Source organism: Nocardia macrotermitis, assembly GCF_009604405.1.
In the GTDB taxonomy this organism is placed as follows: Bacteria; Actinomycetota; Actinomycetes; order Mycobacteriales; family Mycobacteriaceae; genus Nocardia; species Nocardia macrotermitis.
The window spans coordinates 120,252-145,857 of sequence record NZ_WEGK01000003.1 but is presented as its reverse complement, the minus strand read 5'-3'; the positions used below and the strand labels follow the sequence as shown (position 1 = coordinate 145,857).

Here is a 25,606-nt window from a genome sequence, read left to right as displayed (position 1 = left end):
GTTGCGCCACAGAAGAAATCATCGACCGCCGAGCGATTCCCCGGAACGAGCCGATGCGAGGGCACGCACCAGATCGGCGTACATGGATCCGAACATCGCCGTATGGACCAGCGCCAGATGCAACTGGTGCACTCCGATTCGCTCCTCCCAGCCCGGGGCGAGCGGATGAATCTCCTGGTAGGCGGCGATAATCCGATCCAGGTGCGGTGTACCGGCGAACAGACGCAGCGTGGCGAGATCGGTCTCCCGGTGTCCACCGTGTGCGGCCGGATCGACCAGCCATACCTCGTCGCGACCCCAGAACAGATTCCCCGGATGCAGATCGCCGTGAATCCTGGCCGGTCCCGCACCCGGCGGATCGATGCTGTTCAGAGTCTTCTCGACTGCCGCGACATCAGCGGCCGTGAGCGCATCTTCATCCCTGGATTTACGCAGGTAAGGCTCGATCCGGCGGAGTCGGTACCACTCGATCCAAGCGGTGTCGCCGCTGGTCAGCGTGTTGTCCAGGGGTTCGGTGCCGATGTAACCCGGCCAGTCCGCGCCGAAATCCGGGCAAGGGGCCCGGTGCAGCACGGCCAGTCGCCGACCGAATTCCTCGGCGGCGGCCGAGCTCGGCTCACCGTGGCCGATCCACTCCAACGCGATCGCACTCGAATCCACCGCGACCACCTCGGGCACGCGCGGGCCGCCGGGCACCGCGAGCCACCGCAGGCCCGCGGCTTCGGCAGCGAAGAAACCCGCGGGCGGCGTCCCCGGTAGCCGTTTCGCGAACAGCTCACTGCCGTCGTCCAGCGTCAGCCGTTCCGCGACGCAGATATCGCCACCGGGCACCGGCGTCACCCGAATTCGCTGGTGTTCCAAGAACATTCCCAGCTGGCGTGGGTTGGCGCGCAGCCAATCGAGGTCCATCGCGGCGATGCTACGCCTCCGCCCGCTCAGCGCAATGCCTGCGCGGCCTCCTTGCCCTGCTCGATGTCGCGGGACGAGCAGCACAGCAGATCCACCCCCGCCTTGTCCGCGGCGATCGCCCGATTACCGGTCGAACCGTAGTTCGCGAGCGCCCCCGCCTCCAGCGCGTCGCTGACGACCAGCCCCCGGAAACCGAGCCGCTGCCGCAGATAGTTCTGGACGACGATCGGCGACATCCCCGCCGGACGATTCGCGTCCAACCCCGAATAGACGGCCCACGACATCATGACGTGCGCCACCCCCGCCCCGATCGCCCGATCGAACGGCACCATGTCGACCCCGGTCAATTCCTGCGCCGACAAGGTGATCGTGACGGGCCTTTCGTCCGTATTCGCCCCCGCGGGCGCGGCCCCCAGCCCGGGAAAGTGTTTCGCACAAGCCGAGATCCTGCTGCCCTGCAACGTCCGCACATACGCCTCCCCACACCCGGCCACCACTTCCGGCCGGTTGGAATAACTGCGCTGATACCGATCCAGGAAATCCCCCGCGCTTCGATACACATCGAGCACAGGCGCAAGATTCGCATCGAGATTCGCCGCGGCCAACACATGCGCGGCCCCCGCGGCCTGAGCATTCGCGGCGGCAACACTGTTCCCCGCCGCCCCCACCTGCTTGGCGGACGCCCCCGGCCCACCCGGCAACCGATTGACCTGCCCACCCTCCTGATCCGTGGTCAACATCAACGGCACCGGCGAAGCCTTCCGCAACTCCGCAGCCACCTCCGCAAGCTGCTGCGCGGACGCAATATTGTCGGCAAAAAAGATAACGCCCCCCACCTGACTCTTCGACGCCAACGTGAACAACTCCGCCGGAGGCTGCGTCCCCTTGTACGAGTAGATGACCCGCCGCCCAGCAGGCAGCGCCGAAGCCCGAGCACGCACCGCCGGAACCGCCGCAACCCCCAGCGCGACAGCGGACACCGAGGTCAAGAACCTACGCCGATCGAACATACGCATCACCCTGTTCGTTGATCAGAGCCGAATGAACCGCCCCCCACACTAACCGCCCAGCCCAGCGGCATTGCGGTTCGATCATTGCGGTCACCGGCGAGGTGACGTTCCGGAAATCCGCCAGAACCCGAAGGCATCCGGGAAGCAAGGGCAGTCCCAGACGGCCACTCTTCCGCGAGCGCTACGGCCCCCGCCATCGGCGGTTACTGGACCCGCAGCAACGACGTCGAAATCGATATCGTCGATGCCGACCGAGAGCCTGTCGCACACGACGACCCGATCCCGCTGATCGCAGTGACCCGATCCGGAGCGACAACCGATCACCTCGATGCCGTCTTCACCCCTGCGGACCTACTCGAGGCATGGCAGCCGCGGGCGTAGTGCGCACACTCACCGCAGCGTGAGGCAACATCCGAAACACCTTGCGCACCAACGGCACACGGGAGGACACAACGGAGTAGCTTGTATCCCGAAGCCGCGCAGTTGATCTCGCCGGACCGAGGGGGACACAGTTGATCGATCCGCGCCAGGTTGCCATCCTCGTCGAGGAGAACGGGGCCGTCATCGACAAGACCGCAAAGATCGAGACATTCCAGGAAAACCCGACGACGGTACAGATCGTCTATACCGGCCGGTCACAACCGTACAACTACCGACGACAACGAGTGACCATCCTGGACCGGCCAACTCCGGTCCGGCTCGACGCGAACCTGTGCGTAGAGGTCCACGGCAGCGTATGGACGAACGCGACGACCGTACTTCAATTCGGCCCCTGGACACGCGTCTTCTATCGCAAGGGAACCACGGAGACCTACCGCACCTACCCTGCCTCGGACGTCCATTTCGTGCACAGCGTCGCGCAGCACACCGGCCCGGCACAAATTCTCGCCTACTTGCGGGCGGCACTGCCGCCTCAGGACCCGCTGTACGACGTCTACGCGAAGCTGAAGTTCGTACACGCCGACAGTGCACTGGCCCGTTATCTCGAGGTCCGGCCCATCGAAACATCCGACAACGCCGTCACGCCGATCTTCCCATTCGCCAGCAACCTCAGCCAGAATCGAGCAGTAGAACAGGCTCTGCGCCAATCGATTTCGGTGATCGAGGGGCCGCCCGGCACCGGCAAGACACAGACCATCCTGAACCTGATCGCGAACATCATCTGCTCGGACCTGGGTACCGTCGGCGTCGTCTCGTTCAACAACGCCGCCGTGGACAATGTGCGTGACAAACTCGTCGACGAAGGCTTCGGATACGCGGTCGCAAATCTCGGCAATCAGGATAAACAGCAGAAATTCTTCGCCGCGCAGCCGACGCGAAATGCCGAGGTCCGTCGGCTGGTCGAGGCCGCCGCAATCCCGATGCCATCTCCGAAGCAAGTCGCCGACCTGGGCCGCACACTGCGCCGCTGGCAGGAGGCGGACCGCCGACTCGCACAAGCACGTCAGGAGATCGATGCCTATCTGCTCGAGCACCAGCACTTCGAGCACCACCTGGAGCGACACGAATTACCCGATCTGGATCGGCTCCCCCTGCTGCGACGATCACCGGAGCGCATTCTGGACTACCTCGCCGAAACCGCAATGGACGCAGACGAAACGGGCCGTATGCGGCAATTGGTCCGAAAGGTCCGGTCCTACCTCCGTTACGGCCCGACCGGGCAACTCGATGCCGATACCACCGAAGTAGTGCTCGCGCTGCAACGCACCTACTACGAACGACGGATCTCCGCGTTGCGGCACCGCATCGAACAGGCCGAAAAAGAGCTGCGCCGTGCGGATTTCGCGGGTAAGTCCGCCGAGCATCGCGAACTCTCGATACGGACACTGCGCGGAACACTGCAGCAGCGCTATGCGGCGATGTCGCCCACCACCTACACGCAGGACTCGTACCGGCGGTCCGGATTCGCGGCATTCGGTCGCGACTATCCGGTCATTCTGAGCACCTGTCACTCCCTCGCACGCAGCCTTCCGGACGGATACCTCCTGGATTACCTGATCATCGACGAATCGTCCCAGGTGAGTCTGTTGGCTGCGGCACCCGCGCTCGCCTGTGCCCGGACCGTGGTGATCGTCGGCGACCTGCGCCAACTTCAGCCCGTGGTGAAAGAGGTGACACCGAACGCCGCCGCGGCGCCGGCTCCGGCATACGACTACCTCGAGCACAGCATCCAGTCGTCATTTATCGACCTGTACGGCGAGGCGCTGACCAGCACGATGCTGCGCGAGCACTACCGTTGCGATCCTGCGATCATCGGATTCTGCAACAAGACGTTCTACGGCGGCCAGCTCGTTCCCTTCACCACCAGCACACCGGGCTCGCACCCACTGCGCGTGGTGCGCACCGTCGAGGGCAATCACATGCGCCAGCATCGTGATCGCGGCAGGTCCAATCAACGCGAAGTCGATGTCATCGTCCAGCAAGTAATTCCGCAGTACTGCTCGGACGTGGAGCCCGAGGACATCGGCATCACGACTCCCTATCGACGACAGGTGGACAAGCTCGCAGACTCCTCCCTGATCGAGGGCATCGCCAACGACACCGTGCACAAATTCCAGGGCAGGCAGAAGGAGGCGATCATCATGACCACCGTCCTGGACGAAACCTGGCGGGGCAGGCTCGGCACCGATTTCGTCGACGACCCGCACCTGGTCAATGTGGCAGTGTCGCGGGCGGGCAAGCGTTTCCTGCTCGTCACCAATCACAGTCTCATGCCGACCAGCCGCAACATCGGCGACCTGATCGGATACATCCAGTATCACAACCCGAACGAACCGCTGGTCGAGGGCAGCATCCTATCCGTGTTCGACCTGCTCTACCGCGACTACTCGGCCCGTCTGCAGCCGTTGGCCCGGCGATTGCGCACGGACCTGCGATACAAGTCCGAGAACATCATGCTGACCGTGTTGCGGGACATCCTCGCCGAGGATCCGTACACCCGCCTCGAGGTGGTGCCGCACGTCCTGCTGAACAGCACGCTGCCCGACCTCACCCGTCTGACAGCGGAACAGGCGACCTATGTACGAAATCGCGCGGAGCTCGACTTCGTCATCTACAACCGGATCACCCTGCGTCTCGTGCTGGCCATCGAAGTCGACGGCTTCAAGTTTCACGAGGACAACCCCGCACAACTGGCCAAGGACGCGCTGAAGAACGCCATCTGCGCCACTTACGAGATCCCACTGCTGCGCCTGCCCACCACCGGAAGTGAGGAGCACCGCAGGATCCGGGAGCGCTTGGACGCGCTCCTCGAACCTCCCGCCGGACCACGGTAACCTACTCCCGAGTCGGCATATGAAAGCTCATTTGCAATGTCGCGCAACAACACTCGGCGATAGATCCACGAAATCCATTTCAGCTCGGCTACTCTGGCCGAGTCACACCGTCGCCGCACGAATGTGACTCAGCGGGAACAACACTCGACACGCACCGGCACGAATCAACTGGGGAGAAGGTTCAACTTGTATTCGGCGGAAATCAATCGCAGACAACCCGCACTACTACTGCTCGCCATCGACCGATCGTTCTCCATGGCGGAACCTTGGGCCGAAACAGGCCAGTCGAAAGCGCAGGCGCTGGCTTTGGCGGTGAACAACCTCCTGGGCAATGCGGTTCTGCTGTGCAGCCGTGGCGACGAGCAGGTGCACGACTACTTCGAGGTCGGCGTGCTCGGGTACGGCGCGAAGGTCGGCGGCGCCCTGTACGGCACCGACGAGAGCCGCCTGATCGTGCCGGTCGGACACATTGCCGAGAACCCGTTACGTGTGGACACCGTTACCCGGCGCGTCCCAGACGGTGCGGGCGGGGTGATTTCGGAACAACAATACCTGCCGGTGTGGGTGGACCCGGTCGCCGACGGTGCGACACCGATGGTGGCAGCCTTCACTGCGATCGAGCCGGTGGTGGAATCCTGGTGCGCCGCACATCCATCCAGCTTTCCGCCGATCGTGATCAACGTGACCGATGGGATGAGCACCGATGGCGACCCCCGTGACGTCGTCGCCCGGATCCGCAAACTGGCCACCGACGACGGCCCGGCGCTGATATTCAATCTGCACCTGTCCGGAGTGCAGGGCCAGCAGGTCAGACTTCCGAATTCCGCTGCGGCACTGTCTGATCCCAATGCGGCGTTGCTGTACGAGCTGTCCAGCGAACTGCCACCCGCGATGCTCGAAGCCGCAGCCGCGATGGGATACCCGGTGCAGTCCGGGGCACGAGGATTCCTGTACAACGCGGACGCGACAACGGTGATCGACTTCCTCGACATCGGTACTCGGTCGGTCACGCCGACCGGACTCGCTGAGTTGACCGCAGGCGACTCGTCACACACCGAACCCCTGGACCCGGATGACGAGAACGACACGAACGGGTGATCTCCAGCGCTACAGCGACGCTGTGGTCAACGGTCAAAGACGGCAGAACCGTGAACCAGGACCGCGCCGGCGCAAGCACGGACCGGTTCGCGATCGCCGACGGCGCCTCCGACTCGGCGCGCGCCGAGGTATGGGCGGAAATCCTGGTGGAGGCGTATGTCCGGGAGCACATCGAGCCGTGGGACACCGCGGAGCTGCCCCGGCTACGTCACCGGTGGCGTGACGAGGTGCACCGACCGACACTACCGTGGCATTCGAAACAGAAGCTGAACTTGGGTGGGGCGACAACCTTCCTCGGGGTACGCCTGGCTCCCGATCACGCCTGTTACGACGTCACAGCCATCGGGGATTCGTGCCTGTTCCACTTTCGACGCGAGCAGCTGGTCGCGGCCGGCCCGGTGGACGGTCACGGGCGCTTCGGCCGTAAGCCGTGCACCATCCGATCCAGGTTCGACGATCCCGACGTATTCCGTAAGTCACTGTGGCGCTTCACAATTCCATACCAACGGGGAGACGTGCTGATACTCGCGACGGATGCGCTGTCGAAGTACCTGCTGCGCGCTCATGAGCAGGACCGGAAGGTCGATATGGCGGAGCACCTCGCCACGGAGGAATCGTTCACACGGTGGGTCGTCGACGCACGCGCCCACGACGGCCTCGACAACGACGACACCACCATCTGCGTGGTACGACTGTGACCAGGCTACCGTCGCCACGCGAATATCAACTGGCCGTACAGAATCCACAGCACGCCTTCGGCAACGACGCGACACTGCGAGACGGACAGGCTCGGACGAATGCGCTACGTCTGCCGGTCGCCGCCTCCGGCGGATTCGCCGTCACTTTCGATATCACCAGCGCCTCCGGGCGTTGGGCGGTGCGTTGTTTCCACAAGAACGACAACCAGAACCGGCGCCTGCCCGACCGATATCACGCCATCGGACAGTTCATAGATAGGCATCCCGAACTCGATTTCATGGTCCCGGTCCGATATCAGGACGACGGAATCAGGGTGAACGGCGAGCCGTTTCCGACGGTTCGGATGCGTTGGGCCGAGGGTGTGCCCTTGGGGACATGGTTGCAACGGTGGGCTGCGGAACCGAATCCGGACCCGATCAACCAGGTCTGCAACGCGATCCGCGAGGCCGAACAGCAATTGCAATCGCACGGCGCGGCGCACGGCGATCTCCAGCACGGCAACATCCTGGTGCGGCCGGACCACAGGATCTGGCTGATCGACTACGACGGCATGTACCTTCCCGAACTAGCGCACCTGGGCGCCATCGAGCAGGGACACCGCAATTACCAACATCCCGATCGCGGCCAACACTACGATGCCGAACTCGACAACTTTTCCGCCTACGGCATCCGCATGTCGCTGGCCGCACTCGCCCGTCGGCCGGAGTTGTGGGAAACATACGGCAAGACCGGCGAGAACATCCTGTTTCAGGCAACCGATTTCACCGATCCGGACAGTGCACCGATATTCGGCGAGTTGCTGCGGCTCGGTGAGCTGACCAAACACGTCGAGCGTTTCCAGCACGCCTGCCGGGCAGGCTACTCCCAGACCATCACCGCGCTGGCGGGTACGACGACCGCACGCAGCACCCGAGCACGCACTGTCGCAACGGGTTTGGTGGTGCACGCGCAAACCGGGACCACCGACCTGTTGCGACAGCTCGAAGGCGAGACAGTCACTGTATTCGGCACAGTGGCAGGAACGAAGGTTCCCTTCGAAGGCGTCGCTCTGATCAACCTGGGGGTCTACCAGAACGCGGAATTCGCTATCGTCGGCTTCGGCGAGGTCGCGAAGGACCTCTTCGACAAGTACGGCCGAAAGGCGCGGTCCGACAAGCTGCTCTCGTTGGAAGGCACGAAAGTCGCTGTCACGGGGACGATCTGGCTGTACGAGAGCAAACACTCCGACGAACTGACTCCCCAGATCGAGCTCGACCACGCCGGCTTCCTACAGATCCTCGACAAGAACCAGTACGAGGACCTCAGCAACAAGGCGAATCACCGCCAGGCGGCTGGTACGGAAGACGTGCTGGAAGAACCCGAATCGCAACCGCCGCCGAGAGCACCTCTGCCGCCGACACCGACACCATCACAACAGAGTCGATCACCGCAGGATCCGTGGTCCAACGCGCAACTACACGCGGACTTGAGCCACAGATACAAACCCCGGACCACACCGCAGCAACCGACGCCGGTGCCCCCGCCCACACCACCGAGCAGCACGACACCAACGGACAATCGGCCACCCCCGGTCCCACCGCAGTACCGTCAGGAACAGTTACGTCCGCCGAAGACCGGCGATACTCCGCCGTCTCCGCAACGACCGCCGCCGCGCGAATACATACCACCGCCACCACCGACGTCACTGCGACCAAGCAGAAGCGCCCGCGACATCGTGTGGCTGCTGCTGTTGATCGCGGCCCTGATCCTCGGCGTGGTCATCGTTCACCACTACCCGTCGCCGCGGCAGCAGCTACCCTCACCACAACAAACGACACGGACCAGCGGTTGATCACCCTGTACAGACCGAACTCGTCACCGGCGCAAGGCCGACCGTGGACACCACCACGTTGCGCTGCGAGATACCCGAACCGTCCGGAGACGGAGAAGTGATGCGCCGCACCGCATTCACCACACGCTTGTAGTTCGCGAGTGGCTCGCCCATTCAGATCACCCCACGGACCTACTCGAAGGGTGGTTGCCGCGCAGCCACGGATGTCCAAGCGCGTGACTCGAGCTGCGCGGCAATCTTCGTGGACGCGGCGACTAACTGTCCGCCGGTAGCGCGATCGTCGTGAAGCGGAAGAGATCGACCGGCCCGGTGAAGTTGGTCATCACTCCCAGCAGGCCCTGACAGGTGCGCTCGTCATAGAAGAAGATGCCGTTGCGCGCCCCGAGAAACCGAGGCCCGTGCCAGAACTCGAACTCCGGAATGTGTGTGGTCGGCTGCTGCCCTTGTGGCCGACTCCACCCTCGGCTGTCCGCGATGCGCTCGATCGCCGCGTCGATCAGCGGGCTCACGCCGGACTCACCGGCGCTCATGAAATCCGCCTTCGGCGCCAACTCGTCGTGGAAGTAATCCCACGGAACGATGAAATCCTTTGCTGTTCTGAGCAGTTCCCGCACCCGGAGCACTCGATCACGCAGGGCAGTGGGACTTTCGGCAGCCATGATGAACCCTCCCTTGTCCGATAGACACCGTCTGATCGGTGTCGGCTGCCAGCGTAACCAGACCCACCGACAAACTTTCCGAACTGCCGACCCACCCCGCGATCAGACAGCCACTACCCCTCAGCGGCGAGCTGTCCACACGCCGCAGCGATCTCCTGCCCCCGCGTATCCCGCACCGTACACGCCACCCCCTGCGCCTCCACCCGCCGAACAAACTCCCGCTCAACAGGTTTCGGCGACGCATCCCACTCCGAACCCGGCAGATCCGCACGCCACGGCTGATCGTTCACATCACGAATCAACGCATACTCGACCGACACCCGACGACCCGACCTATCCGCGTAATACCTTGCCGCATCAAGAACTTCGGACACCGACCAACGATTGTTCACCGGCACCAACGTATCCCGCAACTCATCATCCGGAGTATGCAACGACACAGCCAAAGTCACCGACAAACCCTCATCAGCAAGCTTGCGGATCGCCGGAGCCAGACCAACCGTCGACACCACCACACTGCGCTGCGAAATACCCAAACCATCCGGAGACGCAGAAGTGATACGACGCACCGCATTCACCACACGCTTGTAGTTCGCCAACGGCTCACCGATCACGACCGCTGGACAAGCCTCCTCACCCCCACAGACCTCGACAGCCTTATCGTTCCCCTGGGAGCGATAGCATCCGATTGTGTTGTACGCATCACATAAATCCGACTAATCGTCAGAATAGTAGCGATAACAGGTTCGAGTCGATGAGTGTCAGCATCAGGGCCCCGCCTCACACCGACGGCCGACGAAGTTCCTCGCGTCGCTGACCGATCATCCGGCTCAACCGACGCGTAGTTTTCTCGTCGAAGCCGATATCCGAGACGCGGTCGATCCATGGCTCGGACGAATCAACGATACGTACCAGGCTGCGCTTGATCGCACGTTCGGACACCCCCAGGTGACGGGCAGCTTCGATCCACCAGCGATAGATCAACTTTCCGTCTCGGCCATAGAGCCGTAGTGCCATGGGATCGTTCCAGGACAGGTAGGGCTGAGTTGTCAGGAGGTCGTAGGCCGGCGTGACTTCCCAGAGTCCGGTCGGGTTCTGCCTGATGGAGAGGTTCTTTCCGTGCAGGTCGCCGTTGCCGATCAGGTAACTGAACGCCGCGATCTCCAACATCCGGACGATTGCCAACGGATACGATCCGCCACCAGCGCTGACCGCTTCGGCAAGCGATCTCATCGCTTCCTGCAAGGTGATTCGGTATTTTGCCGCCGGATACCGACCGCCGACCTGACAAGCATCTTCCTGCGCCAGCTTGCGTACACCACTGCGTTCGACCACTCGATCGAAACGGTCGACGAACAGCGCGGTTCGCCCTCGGCCATCGGTTGCAATGCGGTGCTGCGGAACTTGGATGCCGCATGCTGCTGCCATGTCGAGGAAGAAGTTCTCGTTCTCCACCAGAAACGGGTGATCCGGCGGGTTGAGCTTCAGGATCGCCGGCCCGCGCGTGGTCGACAACGGAGTCGAGATCATCTGTGCGGATACCTTGACCTGCACACCTGGAAGTCCAGTGCGGTCGAATTCGTCAGCGTTCGTAGCCGTGACCTGCGCGAACAGGGAACCGAAATCCGCGTCGGAGGTGTCCGCACCATCGAAAACGGGCACCGGATCCAGCGGGCGATATCCGCCGGGGACCACTTGGACATCGCCTATCGCATCCCTGCCGACCGCCAGCAACAGGCTGAGATGATCGTCTTCACTGGTTCGCACGGCGGTCGTCATTGCACTGAGGCGCAATCCTTCAGGCAGCAGCCCGGCGAAGAAAGGCGGAACAGAACCCCCGGTGGCTCGGTACGTCCCATTGCTCTTGGGCAGAGTGAACGCGACCGGCGGCGCCACGGGTTCGGCAAGATATGAGTCGGTGTAGGAGAACCCCACCACATCGCCCGACCGTCGCAGATGGCCGGCGAGCACTCCGGCCTTATAGACGTCAGCTTCGTTGATCGACCGGAGAACGCCGGAATCCGGATAATCGGTCATCGCCGCGCGTTCCTCTCCTTACCAAGATCGACAGCATCGCGCGGAAGTCGATCTGCCGACCCCTGAGGCATTCCCACCAGGGTCGAGCCGAGCGCATTCAGCACACGAAGGGTGACTTCGAGCGTCGGCGAGGCCCGGCCGGCCTCGACATTGCGCACCGTCGACACGCCGACGTCAGCGAGATCCGCAAGATCGAGTTGCGTCAACCCGAGAACGTGGCGACGTTCTGCTACGAACTCTGCAAATGCGGTTAGCGGCCCGATATCCGCCCGGGTCCGCCTACGAGGCTGGGGTCGCGTCAACTGTGCTCCTATGCGCATACATGTGGCTTCGAACCCTGTTCGCCCCGGCAACGATCCGGCCGAACTATCACTGCGATAGCAACTATAAGCGCCACCAAAGTGGCCTACAGCATAAATTCCAGCCTTATCATCAGAATGACGACGATAGCACCCCAGAATTGCGACGAGTCACTCGCCGCTTCATCGCGCGCGGCTCACCGATCACAACAGGCATACAAACCATCTGACCAGCACCTACACCATTCAACCCAGATTCTTCCAGTAGGGGATGCAGGCATTGACCTCGTATGGACGGCCGCTCGACCCGGCCGATGTCGCCACGATGACCGGTCTCGAACCGGCCGCCGCCTTCGACGCCACGCTGATCACCGGAGGACTACCGGTCATCAGGCGCGGGCGAGGATGTCGAAGCGTTCCTTTCCCGGGAGTTGGCAGACCCTGTAAGCCCACTGGTCGTGTCCGCACAGCTGTCCCTGTCCGCCGAATTTCCAGACCAGACCCAGGCACGCCAGGTCGTGCACTCCACCAATACGACTGTGGCCCTTGGGCGTTACAGCCTGCGATGGAGAATCTGTTCCCTTCTATCTCAGCCGCAGGTTCGCACCAGATCCGACGACAGTCTCTGTGCAACCGGCGTGGCCCAAGGGAATCGATTGCGAACGACTGCCTAGCCTTCGGCGGCGAGCTGTCCACACGCCGCAGCGATCTCCTGCCCCCGCGTATCACGCACCGTACACGCCACCCCCTGCGCCTCCACCCGCCGAACAAACTCTCGCTCAACAGGTTTCGGCGACGCATCCCACTCCGAACCCGGCGTCGGATTCAACGGAATCAGATTCACATGAACCCGCGAACCCAAAGCCCTGTGCAACTTCGAACCCAACAGATCCGCACGCCACGGCTGATCGTTCACATCACGAATCAACGCATACTCGACCGACACCCGACGACCCGACCTATCCGCGTAATACCTTGCCGCATCAAGAACTTCGGACACCGACCAACGATTGTTCACCGGCACCAACGTATCCCGCAACTCATCATCCGGAGTATGCAACGACACAGCCAAAGTCACCGACAAACCCTCATCAGCAAGCTTGCGGATCGCCGGAGCCAGACCAACCGTCGACACCACCACACTGCGCTGCGAAATACCCAAACCATCCGGAGACGCAGAAGTGATACGACGCACCGCATTCACCACACGCTTGTAGTTCGCCAACGGCTCACCCATGCCCATGAACACGATGTTGGACAGGCGGCCGGGGCCGCCGGGGACCTCGTTGTCGCGGAGGGCGGCCGCTGCGGCGCGGACCTGGTCGACGATTTCGGCGGTGGACAGGTTGCGGTTGAGGCCGCCCTGGCCGGTGGCGCAGAAGGGGCACGCCATACCGCAGCCGGCCTGGCTGGAGATGCACAGGGTGTTGCGGTCGGGGTAGCGCATCAGGACCGACTCGAGGAGGGTGCCGTCGCCCGCGCGCCAGAGGGTCTTGCGGGTGGCGCCGTCGTCGCAGACGACGTGCCGGACCTCGGTCAGCAGCGGCGGGAACAGTGAGTCGGCCACCGTGGCGCGCAGTTGCGCGGGCAGATCGGTCATCTGCTCCGGATCGGCCACCAGCCGGCCGTAGTACTGCCGGGCGATCTGATCGGCCCGGAACTTGGGCAACCCCAGCTCCTGAACCGCCTTACGCCGCTCATCGGCATTGAGGTCGGCGAGATGCCGCGGCGGCATGCCGCGACGCGGAGCATCGAAAACGAGCGGGAGAGGGGTAGCCATAACCTCACCAGTGTCCCATCCACATCCGGCGCGGTGGGGCGCGGGCCCCGTCGACTCGATCACATGCGCGCGAAGACACACCCGTGCACGGAGAGGTTTCGGACGCCAACCTGCGTGCAGAACCGATAGCAATGGGTAATCATCGAGGTATGACCAGCGACGCCGCATCGAGCTCGGGCCCGGACACTCCTCCGCGGGCGTCTGCCGCTCCGGAATCACCCACGATCCCCGAGCCCGCCACCAGCTCGGAACCTCTCGCCGTCCCGGACACCACGACCCCCGACACCGCACCCGCGACCATCACCCGCCCGACCGGCAAGGACCCGCTGCGCACTCGCGCCGGAGCCACCTGGGTCAGCCTGGTCGCCGCCGCGATCATCGGCATCGTCCTGCTGATCTTCATCCTCCAGAACCTGAATCAGGCCCGCGTCACGCTGTTCTTCTGGAGTTTCGAGCTCCCGCTGGGCGTGACCATCCTGCTGTCACTGATCGCGGGATCGCTGGTCATGGGCCTGGCAGGCGGCTGGCGAATCCTTCAGTTGCGTCGCGCGGCCAAACGCGCCTGAAACCCGAACCAACCGCAGCCGAACCCCACCGCCGAGCACACCCGGACCGCCGAACGCGCTCGCCCCGGAACGCTACCGCCGCACCAACCGCCGAAAAGTAACCTTGTCGAACTCCCGCCCGAACTCGTCGACGGCGATCACATCCATCTCACTGGAGAACACCCCGGGCCGCACATCCACCCGGATGAACGAGTACCGGCTGTACCGCACCCGAGACCACTGCACCGCCTCGAACTGCTGCTTCCCGTCCGCATCCCACACCCCGCTGCGAGCGACCGCGGTATCGGGCAACACGTGCCCGCGATAACTCTCCCCGAAATCGAACTCCCCGTGCGCCGCCCCACCCCCGCCGACGACGTAGTACACGGTCCCGTCGGTTTCCGGATAGACGATCGAGTTGTCCCCCGCGACCCGCGTCGCCCGCCCGCCACGAATCGGATCCGTGCGCTCGAAACAGTGATTGTGCCCCTGCAACGCCAGATCCACGCCGTACCGATCGAACAGTTCCGCGAACGTCCCGCGCACCCCGCCGTCGCTGGCCCCGCCCACGCCCGTCGCGTAGGCGCACTCGTGGAAGAAGCACACGATGAAGTCCACCGCCGGATCGGCGCGATACCCCGCCAACGTCCGCTCCAGCCAATTCTTCTGTGCCCCACCGGAATACCCGAGATTCGCCTGATACTGATAGCACGCCTCGTTGGCATCGAGCGAGAGCACCGCGACATTCCCGTACCGGAACGAATACACCGACGGACAACCGGCCGGACCGTTCTCGGGCATATCCAGCCGCGCGGTCAGCCCGCCGTAGCCGTGCGTGCCGTACACCGCCTCCATATCGTGGTTGCCGGTGGCGAACATCCACGGCACCCGCGCGGCACTGCCCTCGATGGCCTGGAAATAGCTGTCCCAGACGAACGGGTTGTACGCGTCGATCTTCGGATTCTTCGAGGTCCCGCTGGGCACGAACCAGTCCGGCCCACCACCGTGCGAGGGATCGGCATAGGTGATGTCACCGGCCAGAATATGGAAATCCGGATTACACGCGACGATCTGCCGCTGAATCGCCTCGGCATTACGCGCACCGGGCGCATCGCCGTCGCCGTACTTGTTCCGGTAGGCCCCCGACCGCAAACCCGAAGGCCGCGTGGGCATGTCGTCGATCCCCTGATCCCCCATCATGGTGAACCGGAACGGTAGCAACGCCGCCCGCGAACTCGGCATCGCCGGCGCGGCCGACGCCACCTCACTCACGAAACCGTCGGACGTACGCCACCGGTAGAAGTGCGGAATCCGCCCCGGCAGCCCATCCACCGGCGCATGCACGTAGAATTGTTCGGCCGCGAGCACTCCCCCGTCGGTCCGCGGAATCTGGGTCAGCAGGTTACGCACCTGCCCCTCGACCCGTGCCCCCAACGCCGGAGTCGGACCGTGTTCGAGAAAAACCTTGGCGCGCCCCGGATTTCGCGACAACTGCGCCGAGAACCGCAGCTGACTCGACGCGTCCGGCCCGAATCCGGTGTGCCGCCCGGCCACCGCGAGTGGCGCACCCTCGGCATAGGCGAGCGCACCGAACGAGGACAGCCCCGCCACCATCGCCGCCGCGGTACTGCCACGCAGGATCGAACGACGGCTCACCGCATGCCGTTTCAGATACGACCGATGCCAGTCGTACTGCTCGTCCATCGTCATCCGGGCGGCCAGCGCCTCGGGAATTCCGGTATTCGGCGCGAGGCCGGGAGGGTTGAGCATGCTGACACCTTCGCGCCGAGAAACGGGAACCGGTATGCGACACATCCAAGTCGCGCAAGATTACCGATACCCGACAGCGTGATGAACGCAGTCTTCCCCCTCGCGGGGAACCGAACTCACAAAAGCGCGGTCAACACCAGCCACGACACGAACGCCGAGGGCAACATCGAATCGAGCCGGTCCATGATGCCGCCGTGACCGGGCAGCAACGTGCCCATATCCTTGATGCCCAACTCCCGCTTGATCTGCGATTCGATCAGATCACCACAGGTCGCCACCAGCACCACCGCGACGCCCAGCAGCACGCCGATCATCGAATTCGCCTGCAACAGCAGGGTCACCGTGAGCAGTCCACCGATGACGCAGAACACCAGGGACCCGCCGAAACCCTCCCAGGACTTCTTCGGACTGATCGCCGGAACCATCGGATGCCGCCCGAACAGCACCCCCGCCACATACCCGCCGACATCCGAGCAGACCACCAGGATCATGAACGTCAGCACCCGCAGATTGCCGCTCGGTTCGGACAGCATCAGCACCGCGAACGACGCCAGCAACGGGATCCAAGCCAGTACGAAAACCGTGATCGCGGTGTCGCGCAGGAAGTTTCGCGGTGTCGCGGCCAGGCCGTGATCGAACAGCCGCCACACCATGCAGCCCAGCGCCGTCAGCCCGAACGCCCCCGCGACGCCGTCGGCGCCGTACGGCCAGGCCAACCAGATCAACGCCTGCCCGCCCACCAGCAGCGGTATGCGCGGCACCAGGACGTCGGCCTCCCGCAGCCGCTTGGCGACCTCCCAGGTGGCGATCGCGATCGCCACCGCGATCACCCCGACCAGAATCCTCGGCGCGAACAGCAGAATCGCGATCAGGGACAGACCGAGGCCGAAGCCGACCGCCAGCGCGGCCGGTAGATTGCGTCCCGCCCGCGAGGACTTCGCCGCCTCGGGCTGCTCGGATTCGGACTGCACCTGCTCGCCCTCGGCGGACGCCTGCCCCGGACCGGCGGGAACCGCCTGACCCGGTGCGCCGGATGTACCGGCTGCTTCGCTCGCCGACATGCCCTCGTCGGCCGCGGCTTGTTCGGCCACGATTGTCCCGTCGCTCACGACTCCGCCTCGCTGGCGCTCGGCTCCGCCGTGCGCGACGCGCGCTGTCTTATCGGTTCACTCCGCTTCGCTGCGCTCACGACTCCGCCTCGCTGGCGCTCGGCTCCGCCGTGCGCGACGCGCGCTGTCTTATCGGTTCACTCCGCTTCGCTGCGCTCACGTATCCGTCCACTCCGTCCCCGCCCCGGGCAGGCACTCGCGCCCGGGGCCGTCAGACCTCGAGCAGCTCCGATTCCTTGTGCTTGACCAGTTCATCGATCTGCGCCACGTACTTCTGCGTGGTCTTGTCCAATTCCTTCTCGGCGCGGCCCACTTCGTCCTCGCCGGCCTCGCCGTCCTTCTGGATGCGGTTCAGCTCGTCCATCGTCTTGCGCCGCACGTTGCGGATGGAGATCTTGGCGTCCTCGCCCTTGCCTTTGGCCTGCTTGACCAGTTCGCGACGGCGTTCCTCGGTGAGCTGCGGCACCGAGATGCGGATGATGTTGCCGTCGTTGGTCGGGTTGACGCCCAGATCCGAATTGCGGATCGCGGTCTCGATCGCCTGCAACTGACCGGTCTCATACGGCTTGATGACCACCATGCGGGGTTCGGGCACGTTGATACTCGACACCTGGGTGATCGGGGTCGGCGAGCCGTAGTAGTCGATGACGATCCGCGAGAACATGCTCGGGTTCGCCCGACCGGTGCGAATGGAGCCGAGGTCGTCCTTCGCCACCGTGACGGCCTTCTCCATCTTCTCCTCGGAGTCGAAGAGTGCTTCCTCAATCACGACCGTTTCCTCCACAGCGTTAGTCGTTGTCGGTTCCGGGATCACGAGGGCGGGTGTCGCACGAGACAACCGCTCCCGACGCTCGTCAGGACCGAACCAGTGTGCCGATCTTCTCACCGGACACCGCGCGGGCGATATTGCCCTTGGTCAGAAGATTGAACACCAGCATCGGCATCTGGTTGTCCATACAGAGACTGAAGGCGGTGGCGTCGGCCACCTTGAGCCCGCGTTCGATGACCTCCTTGTGGGTGATCTCGGAGTACATCGTCGCGTCCGGATCGATCCGGGGGTCGGCATTGAACACGCCGTCGACCGCCTTGGCCATCAGCACGACCTCCGCGCCGATCTCCAGCGCGCGCTGGGCGGCGGTGGTGTCGGTGGAGAAGTACGGCATACCCATGCCCGCGCCGAAGATCACCACGCGGCCCTTCTCCAGGTGCCGCTTGGCGCGCAACGGGATGTAGGGCTCGGCGACCTGCCCCATCGTGATCGCCGTCTGCACCCGGGTGTCCACACCCTGCTTCTGTAGAAAGTCTTGCAGCGCAAGGCTGTTCATCACGGTGCCGAGCATGCCCATGTAGTCCGAGCGGGCCCGCTCCATACCGCGGTCCTCGAGCTCCGCGCCGCGGAAGAAGTTGCCGCCGCCGATCACCACCGCCACCTGAACGCCGGTCGCGACCACCTCCGCGATCTGCTCGGCGACGGTCTGCACGACATCCGGGTCGAGCCCTACGTTGCCGCCGCCGAACATCTCTCCTCCCAGTTTGAGGAGTACTCGGCGATAGCCCTCACGAGCCGGTTCCGGGTCCGACATCTGTCTCCTTCTCCTGGGCGGAACGCCATGCACACGCGAAAAGACCATCCGGTGTCGCAGCGAGCACGGGATGGTGACAAAAAGCTCCGTCCATCCTGCCCTATGCCGGGTCGGGATGTGGAGCCGACCCTGATTCGATGCACGGAGGGCTCCCCGCGCACTGCACGGGGAGCCCTCCGGAATCGATCCCGGCCGGTCAGGCCTGGCCGACCTCGAAGCGAGCGAAACGGGTCACGGTGACACCGGCCGCGTCCAGCTGCGCCTTGACGGTCTTCTTGTTGTCGGTCACCGACGGCTGCTCCAGCAGGACGACGTCCTTGTAGAAGCCGTTCACCCGGCCCTCGACGATCTTCGGCAGGGCGGCCTCGGGCTTGCCCTCCTCCTTGGCAGTCGCCTCGGCGATCTCGCGCTCCTTGGCGACCAGATCCGCGGGGACGTCCTCGCGGGTCAGGTACTTCGCCTTCAGCGCGGCGACCTGCATACCGGCGGCGCGAGCGGCCTCGGCGGCACCCTCGCCCTCGCCCTGGTACTCGACCAGCACGCCGACGGCGGGCGGCAGGTCGGTGGCGCGCTTGTGCAGGTAGGTCGCGACCGGGCCCTCGAAGGCAACGACGCGACGCAGCTCGAGCTTCTCGCCGATCTTGGCGGCCAGCTCCTGCACGGCCTGATCGACGGTCTTACCGCCGAGGTCGACGGCCTTGAGCGCGTCCAGGTCGGCCGGGCGCGCCTTGGCGGCGGCCTCGACGACCTGGGTGGCCAGCGTCTGGAACTCGGCGTTCTTGGCGACGAAGTCGGTCTCCGAGTTGATCTCGACCATCACGCCGTCCTGCGCGGCGACCAGGCCCTCGGCGGTGGCGCGCTCGGCACGCTTGCCGACGTCCTTGGCGCCCTTGATGCGGAGCACCTCGACGGCCTTGTCGAAGTCGCCGTCGGTCTCCTCCAGGGCCTTCTTGCAGTCCATCATGCCGGAGCCGGTGAGCTCACGGAGCCGCTTGACGTCAGCGGCGGTGTAGTTCGCCATCCTGGCGAGCCTCCTTAACGGGGAGAGTGGGTCAGGTCGTAGCACCACCATGCCGACCGCTTCCGAACAGGAAGGGCCGGCACGGTGAACAAATCCGGTTGTGGCGGCAACTCGCGTGCTACCGCCACGGACGCGTCGGTCAGCTCTCGGCGGCAGCCGAAGCCGGTTCGGCGGCGGGGGCTTCCGCGGCCTCGTCGGCGGCCGGAGTCGCCTGCGCCAGCAGTTCCTGCTCCCACTCGGCGAGCGGCTCACCGGCGCCGGCCTCGGGCTTCACATCGCCGCTGGCACGCGCGGCACGAGCCTGCACACCCTCGGCGACCGCGGAGGCGACGACCTTGGTCAGCAGCGCGGCCGAGCGGATCGCGTCGTCGTTACCCGGGATCGGGTAGTCGACCAGGTCGGGGTCGCAGTTGGTGTCCAGGATCGCGATGACCGGGATGTTCAGCTTGCGAGCCTCGCCGACGGCGATGTGCTCCTTGTTGGTGTCGACGACCCAGATGGCCGAGGGGACCTTGGCCATGTCCCGGATGCCGCCGAGGGTGCGCTCCAGCTTGTTCTTCTCACGCGTGAGCATGAGGATTTCCTTCTTGGTGCGACCCTCGAAACCGCCGGTCTGCTCCATCGACTCCAGCTCCTTCAGGCGCTGCAGCCGCTTGTGGACGGTCGAGAAGTTGGTGAGCATGCCACCGAGCCAGCGCTGGTTCACATACGGCATGCCGACGCGGGTGGCCTCGGCGGCGATGGATTCCTGCGCCTGCTTCTTGGTGCCGACGAACAGCACGGTGCCGCCGTGGGCGACGGTCTCCTTGACGAATTCGTACGCCTTGTCGATGTACGTCAGGGTCTGCTGCAGGTCGATGATGTAGATGCCGTTGCGGTCGGTGAAGATGAACCGCTTCATCTTCGGGTTCCACCGGCGGGTCTGGTGCCCGAAGTGCGCGCCGCTGTCGAGCAGCTGCTTCATAGTTACGACAGCCATGGCTGCGTATCCTCTTTCGTTGCTGGTTGTCGCAGAGATCGGCGACCTCTGCCCTGGCGTCCACGGCCGCCGGAACCCCTGCACGGGGACCAGCCGACGGCTTGTGCGCTGGACGCGCGAAGTCGGTCCCGGGAATGAGCGGACCGCCGAACCAGTCTACGAGTTTGCGGGCGGAACTCCTAAACGGGGTGTTCCGGGAAAGAAATGCGAGGTGAACGCGGGGACTCGCGCGGTGGAATTCGGGGCGCGGGGGGCGCTCACGGTGTTCGGCAAATCAGAACACGTGCGTATTCACAGCGTCGAAGTTGTCCACACTCGCCGAAGACGGGGTTTCGCGACACGTTCGCGCTCGGCACGGTGGGGTCATGCGCTGGATCATCGCGATCGTGCTGGGCTGGCTGGTGTTGCCGATGCTGCTGCCCATGCCCCGGGCCGTAGCCGTTGCCGGGGCGTTCGACTGGCCGCTGCATCCGCGGCCGCCGGTGGTGCGGCGGTTCGATCGGCCGGTGCACGACTGGCTGCCCGGGCATCGCGGAGTCGATCTCGGCGGTGCGCCCGGGCAGCCGGTGCTCGCGGCCGGGGACGGGTTCGTCGTGTTCGCGGGCGAGGTGGCGGGGAAGCCGGTGGTCTCGGTGGATCACGCGGGCGGGTTGCGGACCACCTATGAACCGGTGCGCGCGTCGGTTACGGTGGGGCGCAAGGTTTTTCGAGGTGAGGTGCTGGGCGTGCTGAAGGCCGGGCATCCGGGATGCGCCGGAGCCTGCCTGCACTGGGGAGTGCGGCGTGGGCGCGAGTATCTCGATCCGCTCGGGCTCGTTCACCTCGCGCCGCTACGCCTCGAACCGGTGCAGGGGCGGCCGCCCTAGCTGGTGGCCTACCGCCGCGCGCCGGTCGGCTCGACACCCTCGCGCTCGGCCAGCTCGCGCTTCCACTGCCGGAAGGTCTCCTCGGTGCGGCCGCGACGCCAGTAGCCCGAGATGGAGGCGTGATCGGCGGGGACGCCGCGCTCCTTGCGGATGTAGGGGCGCAGTTCGTGCATGACGACCTGCGCCTCGCCGTGGATGAAGACGTGCACCTTGCCGTCCCGCCATGGTTCGGCGAGCACGGCCTCGGCGAGGGCGACACCCGGCTCGCGGTCGCCGCGATGCACCCAGTCCAGTTCCACACCGGCCGGCCGGGTGAAGTCCAATTCGTCTGCGGGACCGGCGATCTCGACGAACACGCGGCCCACCGCCTGCTCGGGCAGCGCGGCGCAGGCGGCCGAGATGGCGGGCAGGGCCGATTCGTCGCCCGCGAGCAGATGCCAATCGGCATCGAGCTTCGGCGCGTAGGCACCGCCCGGGCCCGCCAGCACGAGTTCATCGCCGGGCTGCGCCGCGGCAGCCCACGGACCGGCCGCGCCCTCCGCGCCGTGGTAGACGAAATCGATGGCGATCTGTTCGAGGTCGGGATCGATGGAGCGGACCGTGTAGGTGCGCGTGATGGGGCCGTCCTCGCCCGGGATCTGCAATTTGACGTAGGCGTCGGTGAAACCGTTGGGCGTGAAGGACGCGAATCCCGGACCGCCCAGGTGCACCCGGATCAGATGGTCGGTCAGGCGCTCGGTGCGCCGGACGACGAAGGACAACGGTGTACGAGCCACAAGGCACCTCCAGTAATTAGGATTACCTAAGGAAGGTTAGCATGAAGTATCGACGATAGCTCGCGATATGTCTTCGATAATAGTTGAGGCGGGAGACGGCGTCGTCGGCCAGGATGGGGAGATGGCCGACGAATCCGATGCTCCGCCCTTCACCTATCCCGAAACCGGCGCGACGAGCAGGGAATTCCCGGCCGGCTACCACCATTTCCGGCTGCGGCGGCGGATCGGCGCTGGCCGCGACCTGTTCGAATCGGCGGCCGAGCAGGTCCTCACCTATCGCATGCAGCGCGGCGCCGGCATCTTCGGTTCGGCGAGCACACCGTCCGCGACGCCCGGCACCGCACTGACCGTCCGCCTGGGCATCGGCCCCTTGGCCATCACCGCGCCCTGCCGCGTCGTCTACGTCCTGAACGAGCCCGACCGTCGCGGCTTCGCCTACGGCACCCTGCCCGGACACCCCGAAATCGGCGAGGAACTGTTCGCCGTCGACTACGACCCCACCGACGACTCCGTCCACGGCCTGGTCGCCGCCTTCTCCCGCCCCGGAACCTGGTACACCCGCCTCGGCGGCCCGGTGACCCGCCGCCTCCAGCACTACATGGCCGGGAAGTACGTCGACGCCATCCGCCCCGCCTGACCCGCGACCAAGAGTAGACACACTCCGGATAGCTGCCCGCCTGTATCAGATTCACCGAATTCGACTGTGCCCGTGCTGTATTCATCGTTTCCATACAGACGATGCATTCGGCCCGATACGCCGCCTTCGTGTGCCGGCTCTTCGGACAGCATTGCTTCGAGGAGCGCCATCACCGGCATGCGGGGGCAGCCGAGCGGACTCTGCGGCGACAGTCCGGCTCAGGCGCGGGGGTGGGCCTGGTCGTGGACGTTGCGGAGGCGTTCGACGGAGACGTGGGTGTAGAGCTGGGTGGTGGCCATGCTGGCGTGGCCGAGGAGTTCCTGGACGATGCGCAGGTCTGCGCCGCCCTCGAGCAGGTGGGTGGCGGCGGTGTGACGGAGGCCGTGCGGGCCCAGGTCGGGGGCTCCGGGGATGGCCGAAACCACCTCGTGCACAACGGTTCTGGCTTGACGTTGGTCGAGTCGGCGACCGCGGCGGCCCAGTAGCAGGGCGCGACCGGACTCGGCGTTGGCGAAGGCCGGGCGGCCCGAGCGCAGCCAGCTCTCGAGCGCCTCGTCGGCGGGGGCGCCGAACGGGACCGCGCGCTCCTTGTTGCCCTTGCCAAGTACGCGAGCCAGGCGACGTTCCCGATCGATATCGTCGATGTCCAGGCCGCACAGCTCGCTGACCCGGATACCCGTGGCGTAGAGCAGCTCGACGATCAGCCTGTCCCGCAATGCCATCGGATCATGTTGTGCCGCACCGGATTGCGCGGCATCCATAACATCGGCGGCCTGTTCACGGCCGAGTACCGAGGGCAGCACCCGATGCGCCCGCGCCGATCCGAGTCGCGGCCCGGGATCGATCGCCAGCCGCCCGGTGTGGGTGAGCCAGGCGGTGAAGGTGCGAGCGGCCGATGCCCGCCGCGCCATCGTGGTGCGCGCCGCCCCGGCCCCGGACTGCACGGACAACCAGGACCGCAGCAACGGCAGGTCGATCTCCCCCACGCCGGAATCTGCCGCCCGAGAACACAGGTGCAGCAGCAGCGACCGCGCATCGCCCACATACGCACGAACCGTATGCGCGGACCGGTTGCGTCCGAGCCGCAGATGCCGCCCGTACTCCAGCAGCAACGCCTCCAGATCCTCGGGCAGTGCATCCATCCCTCCACACTCACCGACCCCCGCCCACCTGACAAGTCACCGCACCGGATTCACCCCTCGACCATGTGCGTGCACTGTCCTCACCGCCGGCGTCGTCCATCATCCGAAGCACAGCAACGGTCGACTGTCGGCCTGCCGGTTCGCCGCTGATCGTCGTTCGAGACGTGGCGCCCCGCCCCCGGCTATCGACCACGTCTCGTGGTTCTGAACCAGCCGGATTCGTCGCAGCCGACAAGTCCGGCGAGGTCCAGGGCTGCCAGTGCGGCACGGACAGCGGGGAGCGAGAGGCCGGACTCGCCGGACAGCTCGAGGGGGATCCGTGCGCCGGATCTCGGCAGAGCGGCGTAGACGAGGGCCTCGTCACCGTCGAGGGCTCGCTCCGGGACGGGCGCGTCGGCGGGCAGGGACAGGTGCAGTGGACCTGCCTCGTCGACGATCTCCTCGGCGCGGCTCACCAGCACGGCTTCGCCCTCACGGATCATCCGATGGCAGCCCGCCGAGGACGCGGAGGTGACCGGACCGGGGATCGCGAGGGCCGGACGCCCGAGTCGGCGAGCCCATTTCACGGTGTTGCGCGCGCCGCTGCGCAATCCCGCCTCCACCACCAGCACGCCGTCTGCCAACGCGGCGATGATCCGATTCCGTGCCAGGAAGTGATGTTTGTGCGCGGTGGCGCCGGGCGGATATTCGCTGACCACCAGGCCGGTTTCGGCGATCTCGGCCAGCAACCGGGCATGCGCGGCCGGATAGGGCCGATCCACACCGCAGGCCAGCACCGCGATCGTCGGCGCACCGGCGGCCAGCGCCGCGCGGTGTGCGGCACCATCGATCCCGAACGCCGCCCCGGAAACGATCGTCCACCTCTGCGCCGCCAGATCACCGACGATCTCCCCGGTGACCCGCTCGCCATACCCGGTACTACATCGCGCACCCACCACGGCCAGCGCCTTTTCGCTCGCGGTCAGCAACGATCCCGGCCCCCGCACCCACAACACCAGCGGCACCGCCGCCCCCGGATCCCGCGCCGCGTCGAGCTGCCCGAGCCCCAGCATCCGCCACGCGGGCCACTCCGGATCATCGGGCGTCACCACCCGCCCACCCGACTCCAGAATGCTGGCCAAATCCCTTTCCGCACAATCACTCCCACGCCGCTGCTCGGTCGCCCCACGCAACGACTCGGGCAGATCACACTCCCGCACCGCCCGCGCCGCCTCGACCACCCCCACCCGCTCGATCAACCCCGACAACGCCGCACACGGCCCCTGCACAACCCGCGACAGATAAACCCAAGCCAACCTCCGCTCATCCCCATCTTCAGCGAAACCACCTGAGGCACAGAGGTTCCCATAGCCACCCGAGTCCAGCTCCACATATTCCTCCCCGGTACCGGTGCGCAGTATCGACTCCTCGTATGCCCCCGCGCCCGCACAACCATCGCGCCCCACCACCGTCTCCTCCTCCAGCACCACCGCCCCCGAACCGGAGGGCTCGCCGAAAGCCGTTCCCCCGCAGATCGACACCCCGGCCCCATCGGCGCTACGCGGCATCGGATCCGCACGGCCCGGTATTTCCCCCGAGCCA

General features: G+C 65.3%; 22 protein-coding genes and 2 pseudogenes. 7 read left to right on the top strand and 17 right to left on the bottom strand.

Annotated features, from left to right (window positions below; all coding sequences use genetic code 11):
- Nucleotides 1-18: 18 nt before the first annotated feature.
- Both NRB20_RS07855 and NRB20_RS07850 read right to left on the bottom strand, forming a co-directional pair.
- Nucleotides 19-909 (bottom strand): fructosamine kinase family protein, encoded by an 891-nt coding sequence (locus NRB20_RS07855; protein ID WP_153409045.1) that lies wholly within the window; start codon nt 907-909, stop codon nt 19-21.
- 26 nt (nt 910-935) lie between these two features.
- Complete coding sequence (locus NRB20_RS07850) at nt 936-1,919, bottom strand: glycoside hydrolase family 3 N-terminal domain-containing protein (RefSeq protein ID WP_153409043.1); 984 nt, start codon at nt 1,917-1,919, stop codon at nt 936-938.
- Between the two features lie 512 nt (nt 1,920-2,431).
- Here NRB20_RS07850 and NRB20_RS07845 point away from each other — a divergent pair.
- The 4 genes from NRB20_RS07845 to NRB20_RS07830 all read left to right on the top strand — a co-directional run bounded on the left by NRB20_RS07845 (nt 2,432) and on the right by NRB20_RS07830 (nt 8,822).
- Nucleotides 2,432-5,194: an AAA domain-containing protein gene (locus NRB20_RS07845; protein WP_153409042.1), complete on the top strand. Its 2,763-nt coding sequence runs from the start codon at nt 2,432-2,434 to the stop codon at nt 5,192-5,194.
- A gap of 255 nt (nt 5,195-5,449) precedes the next feature.
- Entirely contained in the window at nt 5,450-6,292 is an 843-nt protein-coding gene (locus NRB20_RS07840; protein WP_227833329.1) for a VWA domain-containing protein, read from the top strand.
- Between the two features lie 50 nt (nt 6,293-6,342).
- A complete protein-coding gene (locus NRB20_RS07835) occupies nt 6,343-6,990 on the top strand; it encodes a protein phosphatase 2C domain-containing protein (RefSeq protein ID WP_194289757.1) in 648 nt (215 codons plus the stop codon).
- On the top strand, nt 6,987-8,822 hold the full coding sequence (locus NRB20_RS07830) for a hypothetical protein (protein ID WP_153409036.1): 1,836 nt from the start codon (nt 6,987-6,989) through the stop codon (nt 8,820-8,822). Before NRB20_RS07835 ends, NRB20_RS07830 begins: the two co-directional genes overlap by 4 nt.
- Before the next feature lie 27 nt (nt 8,823-8,849).
- Here NRB20_RS07830 and NRB20_RS07825 read toward each other — a convergent pair.
- The 6 genes and pseudogenes from NRB20_RS07825 to rlmN form a co-directional block, all read right to left on the bottom strand.
- Nucleotides 8,850-8,975: pseudogene (locus NRB20_RS07825) on the bottom strand (23S rRNA (adenine(2503)-C(2))-methyltransferase RlmN); the annotation flags it as partial.
- Nucleotides 8,976-9,076: 101 nt separating this feature from the next.
- A complete protein-coding gene (locus NRB20_RS07820; protein ID WP_153409034.1) occupies nt 9,077-9,481 on the bottom strand; it encodes a hypothetical protein in 405 nt (134 codons plus the stop codon).
- A gap of 113 nt (nt 9,482-9,594) precedes the next feature.
- Nucleotides 9,595-10,131 (bottom strand): annotated as a pseudogene (locus NRB20_RS07815) (radical SAM protein); the annotation flags it as partial.
- 130 nt (nt 10,132-10,261) lie between these two features.
- Nucleotides 10,262-11,518, bottom strand: a complete 1,257-nt coding sequence (locus tag NRB20_RS07810) for a type II toxin-antitoxin system HipA family toxin (protein ID WP_153409032.1) — start codon at nt 11,516-11,518, stop codon at nt 10,262-10,264.
- On the bottom strand, nt 11,515-11,838 hold the full coding sequence (locus NRB20_RS07805) for a helix-turn-helix domain-containing protein (RefSeq protein ID WP_153409030.1): 324 nt from the start codon (nt 11,836-11,838) through the stop codon (nt 11,515-11,517). Before NRB20_RS07805 ends, NRB20_RS07810 begins: the two co-directional genes overlap by 4 nt.
- Before the next feature lie 649 nt (nt 11,839-12,487).
- The gene (rlmN, locus tag NRB20_RS07800) at nt 12,488-13,597 is read right to left on the bottom strand and encodes a 23S rRNA (adenine(2503)-C(2))-methyltransferase RlmN (protein ID WP_153409028.1); all 1,110 of its coding nucleotides are present in this window, start codon (nt 13,595-13,597) and stop codon (nt 12,488-12,490) included.
- 149 nt (nt 13,598-13,746) lie between these two features.
- Between rlmN and NRB20_RS37940 the strand changes: the two genes are divergently transcribed.
- Nucleotides 13,747-14,163: a LapA family protein gene (locus NRB20_RS37940; RefSeq protein WP_227833328.1), complete on the top strand. Its 417-nt coding sequence runs from the start codon at nt 13,747-13,749 to the stop codon at nt 14,161-14,163.
- A 72-nt stretch (nt 14,164-14,235) separates the two neighbouring features.
- Here NRB20_RS37940 and NRB20_RS07790 read toward each other — a convergent pair whose 3' ends face one another.
- The 6 genes from NRB20_RS07790 to rpsB form a co-directional block, all read right to left on the bottom strand.
- Nucleotides 14,236-15,912: a metallophosphoesterase gene (locus NRB20_RS07790; RefSeq protein WP_227833327.1), complete on the bottom strand. Its 1,677-nt coding sequence runs from the start codon at nt 15,910-15,912 to the stop codon at nt 14,236-14,238.
- Nucleotides 15,913-16,028: 116 nt separating this feature from the next.
- Complete coding sequence (locus tag NRB20_RS07785; RefSeq protein WP_153409791.1) at nt 16,029-16,973, bottom strand: phosphatidate cytidylyltransferase; 945 nt, start codon at nt 16,971-16,973, stop codon at nt 16,029-16,031.
- Nucleotides 16,974-17,232: 259 nt separating this feature from the next.
- On the bottom strand, nt 17,233-17,790 hold the full coding sequence (gene frr, locus NRB20_RS07780) for a ribosome recycling factor (RefSeq protein WP_319944608.1): 558 nt from the start codon (nt 17,788-17,790) through the stop codon (nt 17,233-17,235).
- An 85-nt stretch (nt 17,791-17,875) separates the two neighbouring features.
- Nucleotides 17,876-18,604, bottom strand: a complete 729-nt coding sequence (pyrH, locus tag NRB20_RS07775) for a UMP kinase (protein WP_153409023.1) — start codon at nt 18,602-18,604, stop codon at nt 17,876-17,878.
- A gap of 196 nt (nt 18,605-18,800) precedes the next feature.
- Nucleotides 18,801-19,625: a translation elongation factor Ts gene (tsf, locus tag NRB20_RS07770; protein ID WP_153409021.1), complete on the bottom strand. Its 825-nt coding sequence runs from the start codon at nt 19,623-19,625 to the stop codon at nt 18,801-18,803.
- 139 nt (nt 19,626-19,764) lie between these two features.
- Nucleotides 19,765-20,604: a 30S ribosomal protein S2 gene (rpsB, locus tag NRB20_RS07765; protein WP_153409019.1), complete on the bottom strand. Its 840-nt coding sequence runs from the start codon at nt 20,602-20,604 to the stop codon at nt 19,765-19,767.
- Nucleotides 20,605-20,969: 365 nt separating this feature from the next.
- On the opposite strand from rpsB, the gene NRB20_RS07760 reads away from it, so the two are divergent.
- Nucleotides 20,970-21,470, top strand: a complete 501-nt coding sequence (locus tag NRB20_RS07760; protein ID WP_153409017.1) for a M23 family metallopeptidase — start codon at nt 20,970-20,972, stop codon at nt 21,468-21,470.
- 8 nt (nt 21,471-21,478) lie between these two features.
- Here the strand turns inward: NRB20_RS07760 and NRB20_RS07755 are convergent, their stop codons facing one another.
- Nucleotides 21,479-22,246, bottom strand: coding sequence for a siderophore-interacting protein (locus NRB20_RS07755; protein ID WP_319944607.1), 768 nt, complete (start codon nt 22,244-22,246; stop codon nt 21,479-21,481).
- Nucleotides 22,247-22,367: 121 nt separating this feature from the next.
- Between NRB20_RS07755 and NRB20_RS07750 the strand changes: the two genes are divergently transcribed.
- On the top strand, nt 22,368-22,883 hold the full coding sequence (locus NRB20_RS07750; protein WP_153409015.1) for a DUF1990 family protein: 516 nt from the start codon (nt 22,368-22,370) through the stop codon (nt 22,881-22,883).
- Between the two features lie 218 nt (nt 22,884-23,101).
- Here NRB20_RS07750 and NRB20_RS07745 read toward each other — a convergent pair whose 3' ends face one another.
- Together NRB20_RS07745 and dprA are read right to left on the bottom strand one after the other, a co-directional pair.
- A complete protein-coding gene (locus NRB20_RS07745; RefSeq protein WP_153409013.1) occupies nt 23,102-24,025 on the bottom strand; it encodes a tyrosine recombinase XerC in 924 nt (307 codons plus the stop codon).
- Nucleotides 24,026-24,207: 182 nt separating this feature from the next.
- Entirely contained in the window at nt 24,208-25,572 is a 1,365-nt protein-coding gene (gene dprA, locus NRB20_RS07740; protein ID WP_153409011.1) for a DNA-processing protein DprA, read from the bottom strand.
- Nucleotides 25,573-25,606 lie beyond the last annotated feature (34 nt).

Excerpts from the sequence above, each read along its gene's own strand:
- rpsB (WP_153409019.1), bottom strand. The coding sequence starts at position 20,604 with ATGGCTGTCGTAACTATGAAGCAGCTGCTCGACAGCGGCGCGCACTTC.
- NRB20_RS07750 (WP_153409015.1), top strand. The coding sequence starts at position 22,368 with ATGGCCGACGAATCCGATGCTCCGCCCTTCACCTATCCCGAAACCGGC.
- NRB20_RS07855 (WP_153409045.1), bottom strand. The coding sequence starts at position 909 with ATGGACCTCGATTGGCTGCGCGCCAACCCACGCCAGCTGGGAATGTTC.
- NRB20_RS07805 (WP_153409030.1), bottom strand. The coding sequence starts at position 11,838 with ATGCGCATAGGAGCACAGTTGACGCGACCCCAGCCTCGTAGGCGGACC.
- NRB20_RS07745 (WP_153409013.1), bottom strand. The coding sequence starts at position 24,025 with ATGGATGCACTGCCCGAGGATCTGGAGGCGTTGCTGCTGGAGTACGGG.
- rlmN (WP_153409028.1), bottom strand. The coding sequence starts at position 13,597 with ATGGCTACCCCTCTCCCGCTCGTTTTCGATGCTCCGCGTCGCGGCATG.
- NRB20_RS07820 (WP_153409034.1), bottom strand. The coding sequence starts at position 9,481 with ATGGCTGCCGAAAGTCCCACTGCCCTGCGTGATCGAGTGCTCCGGGTG.
- NRB20_RS07850 (WP_153409043.1), bottom strand. The coding sequence starts at position 1,919 with ATGTTCGATCGGCGTAGGTTCTTGACCTCGGTGTCCGCTGTCGCGCTG.
- NRB20_RS07810 (WP_153409032.1), bottom strand. The coding sequence starts at position 11,518 with ATGACCGATTATCCGGATTCCGGCGTTCTCCGGTCGATCAACGAAGCT.
- NRB20_RS37940 (WP_227833328.1), top strand. The coding sequence starts at position 13,747 with ATGACCAGCGACGCCGCATCGAGCTCGGGCCCGGACACTCCTCCGCGG.
- dprA (WP_153409011.1), bottom strand. The coding sequence starts at position 25,572 with ATGCCGCGTAGCGCCGATGGGGCCGGGGTGTCGATCTGCGGGGGAACG.
- NRB20_RS07790 (WP_227833327.1), bottom strand. The coding sequence starts at position 15,912 with ATGCTCAACCCTCCCGGCCTCGCGCCGAATACCGGAATTCCCGAGGCG.
- NRB20_RS07760 (WP_153409017.1), top strand. The coding sequence starts at position 20,970 with ATGCGCTGGATCATCGCGATCGTGCTGGGCTGGCTGGTGTTGCCGATG.
- NRB20_RS07785 (WP_153409791.1), bottom strand. The coding sequence starts at position 16,973 with ATGTCGGCGAGCGAAGCAGCCGGTACATCCGGCGCACCGGGTCAGGCG.
- NRB20_RS07840 (WP_227833329.1), top strand. The coding sequence starts at position 5,450 with ATGGCGGAACCTTGGGCCGAAACAGGCCAGTCGAAAGCGCAGGCGCTG.
- tsf (WP_153409021.1), bottom strand. The coding sequence starts at position 19,625 with ATGGCGAACTACACCGCCGCTGACGTCAAGCGGCTCCGTGAGCTCACC.
- pyrH (WP_153409023.1), bottom strand. The coding sequence starts at position 18,604 with ATGTCGGACCCGGAACCGGCTCGTGAGGGCTATCGCCGAGTACTCCTC.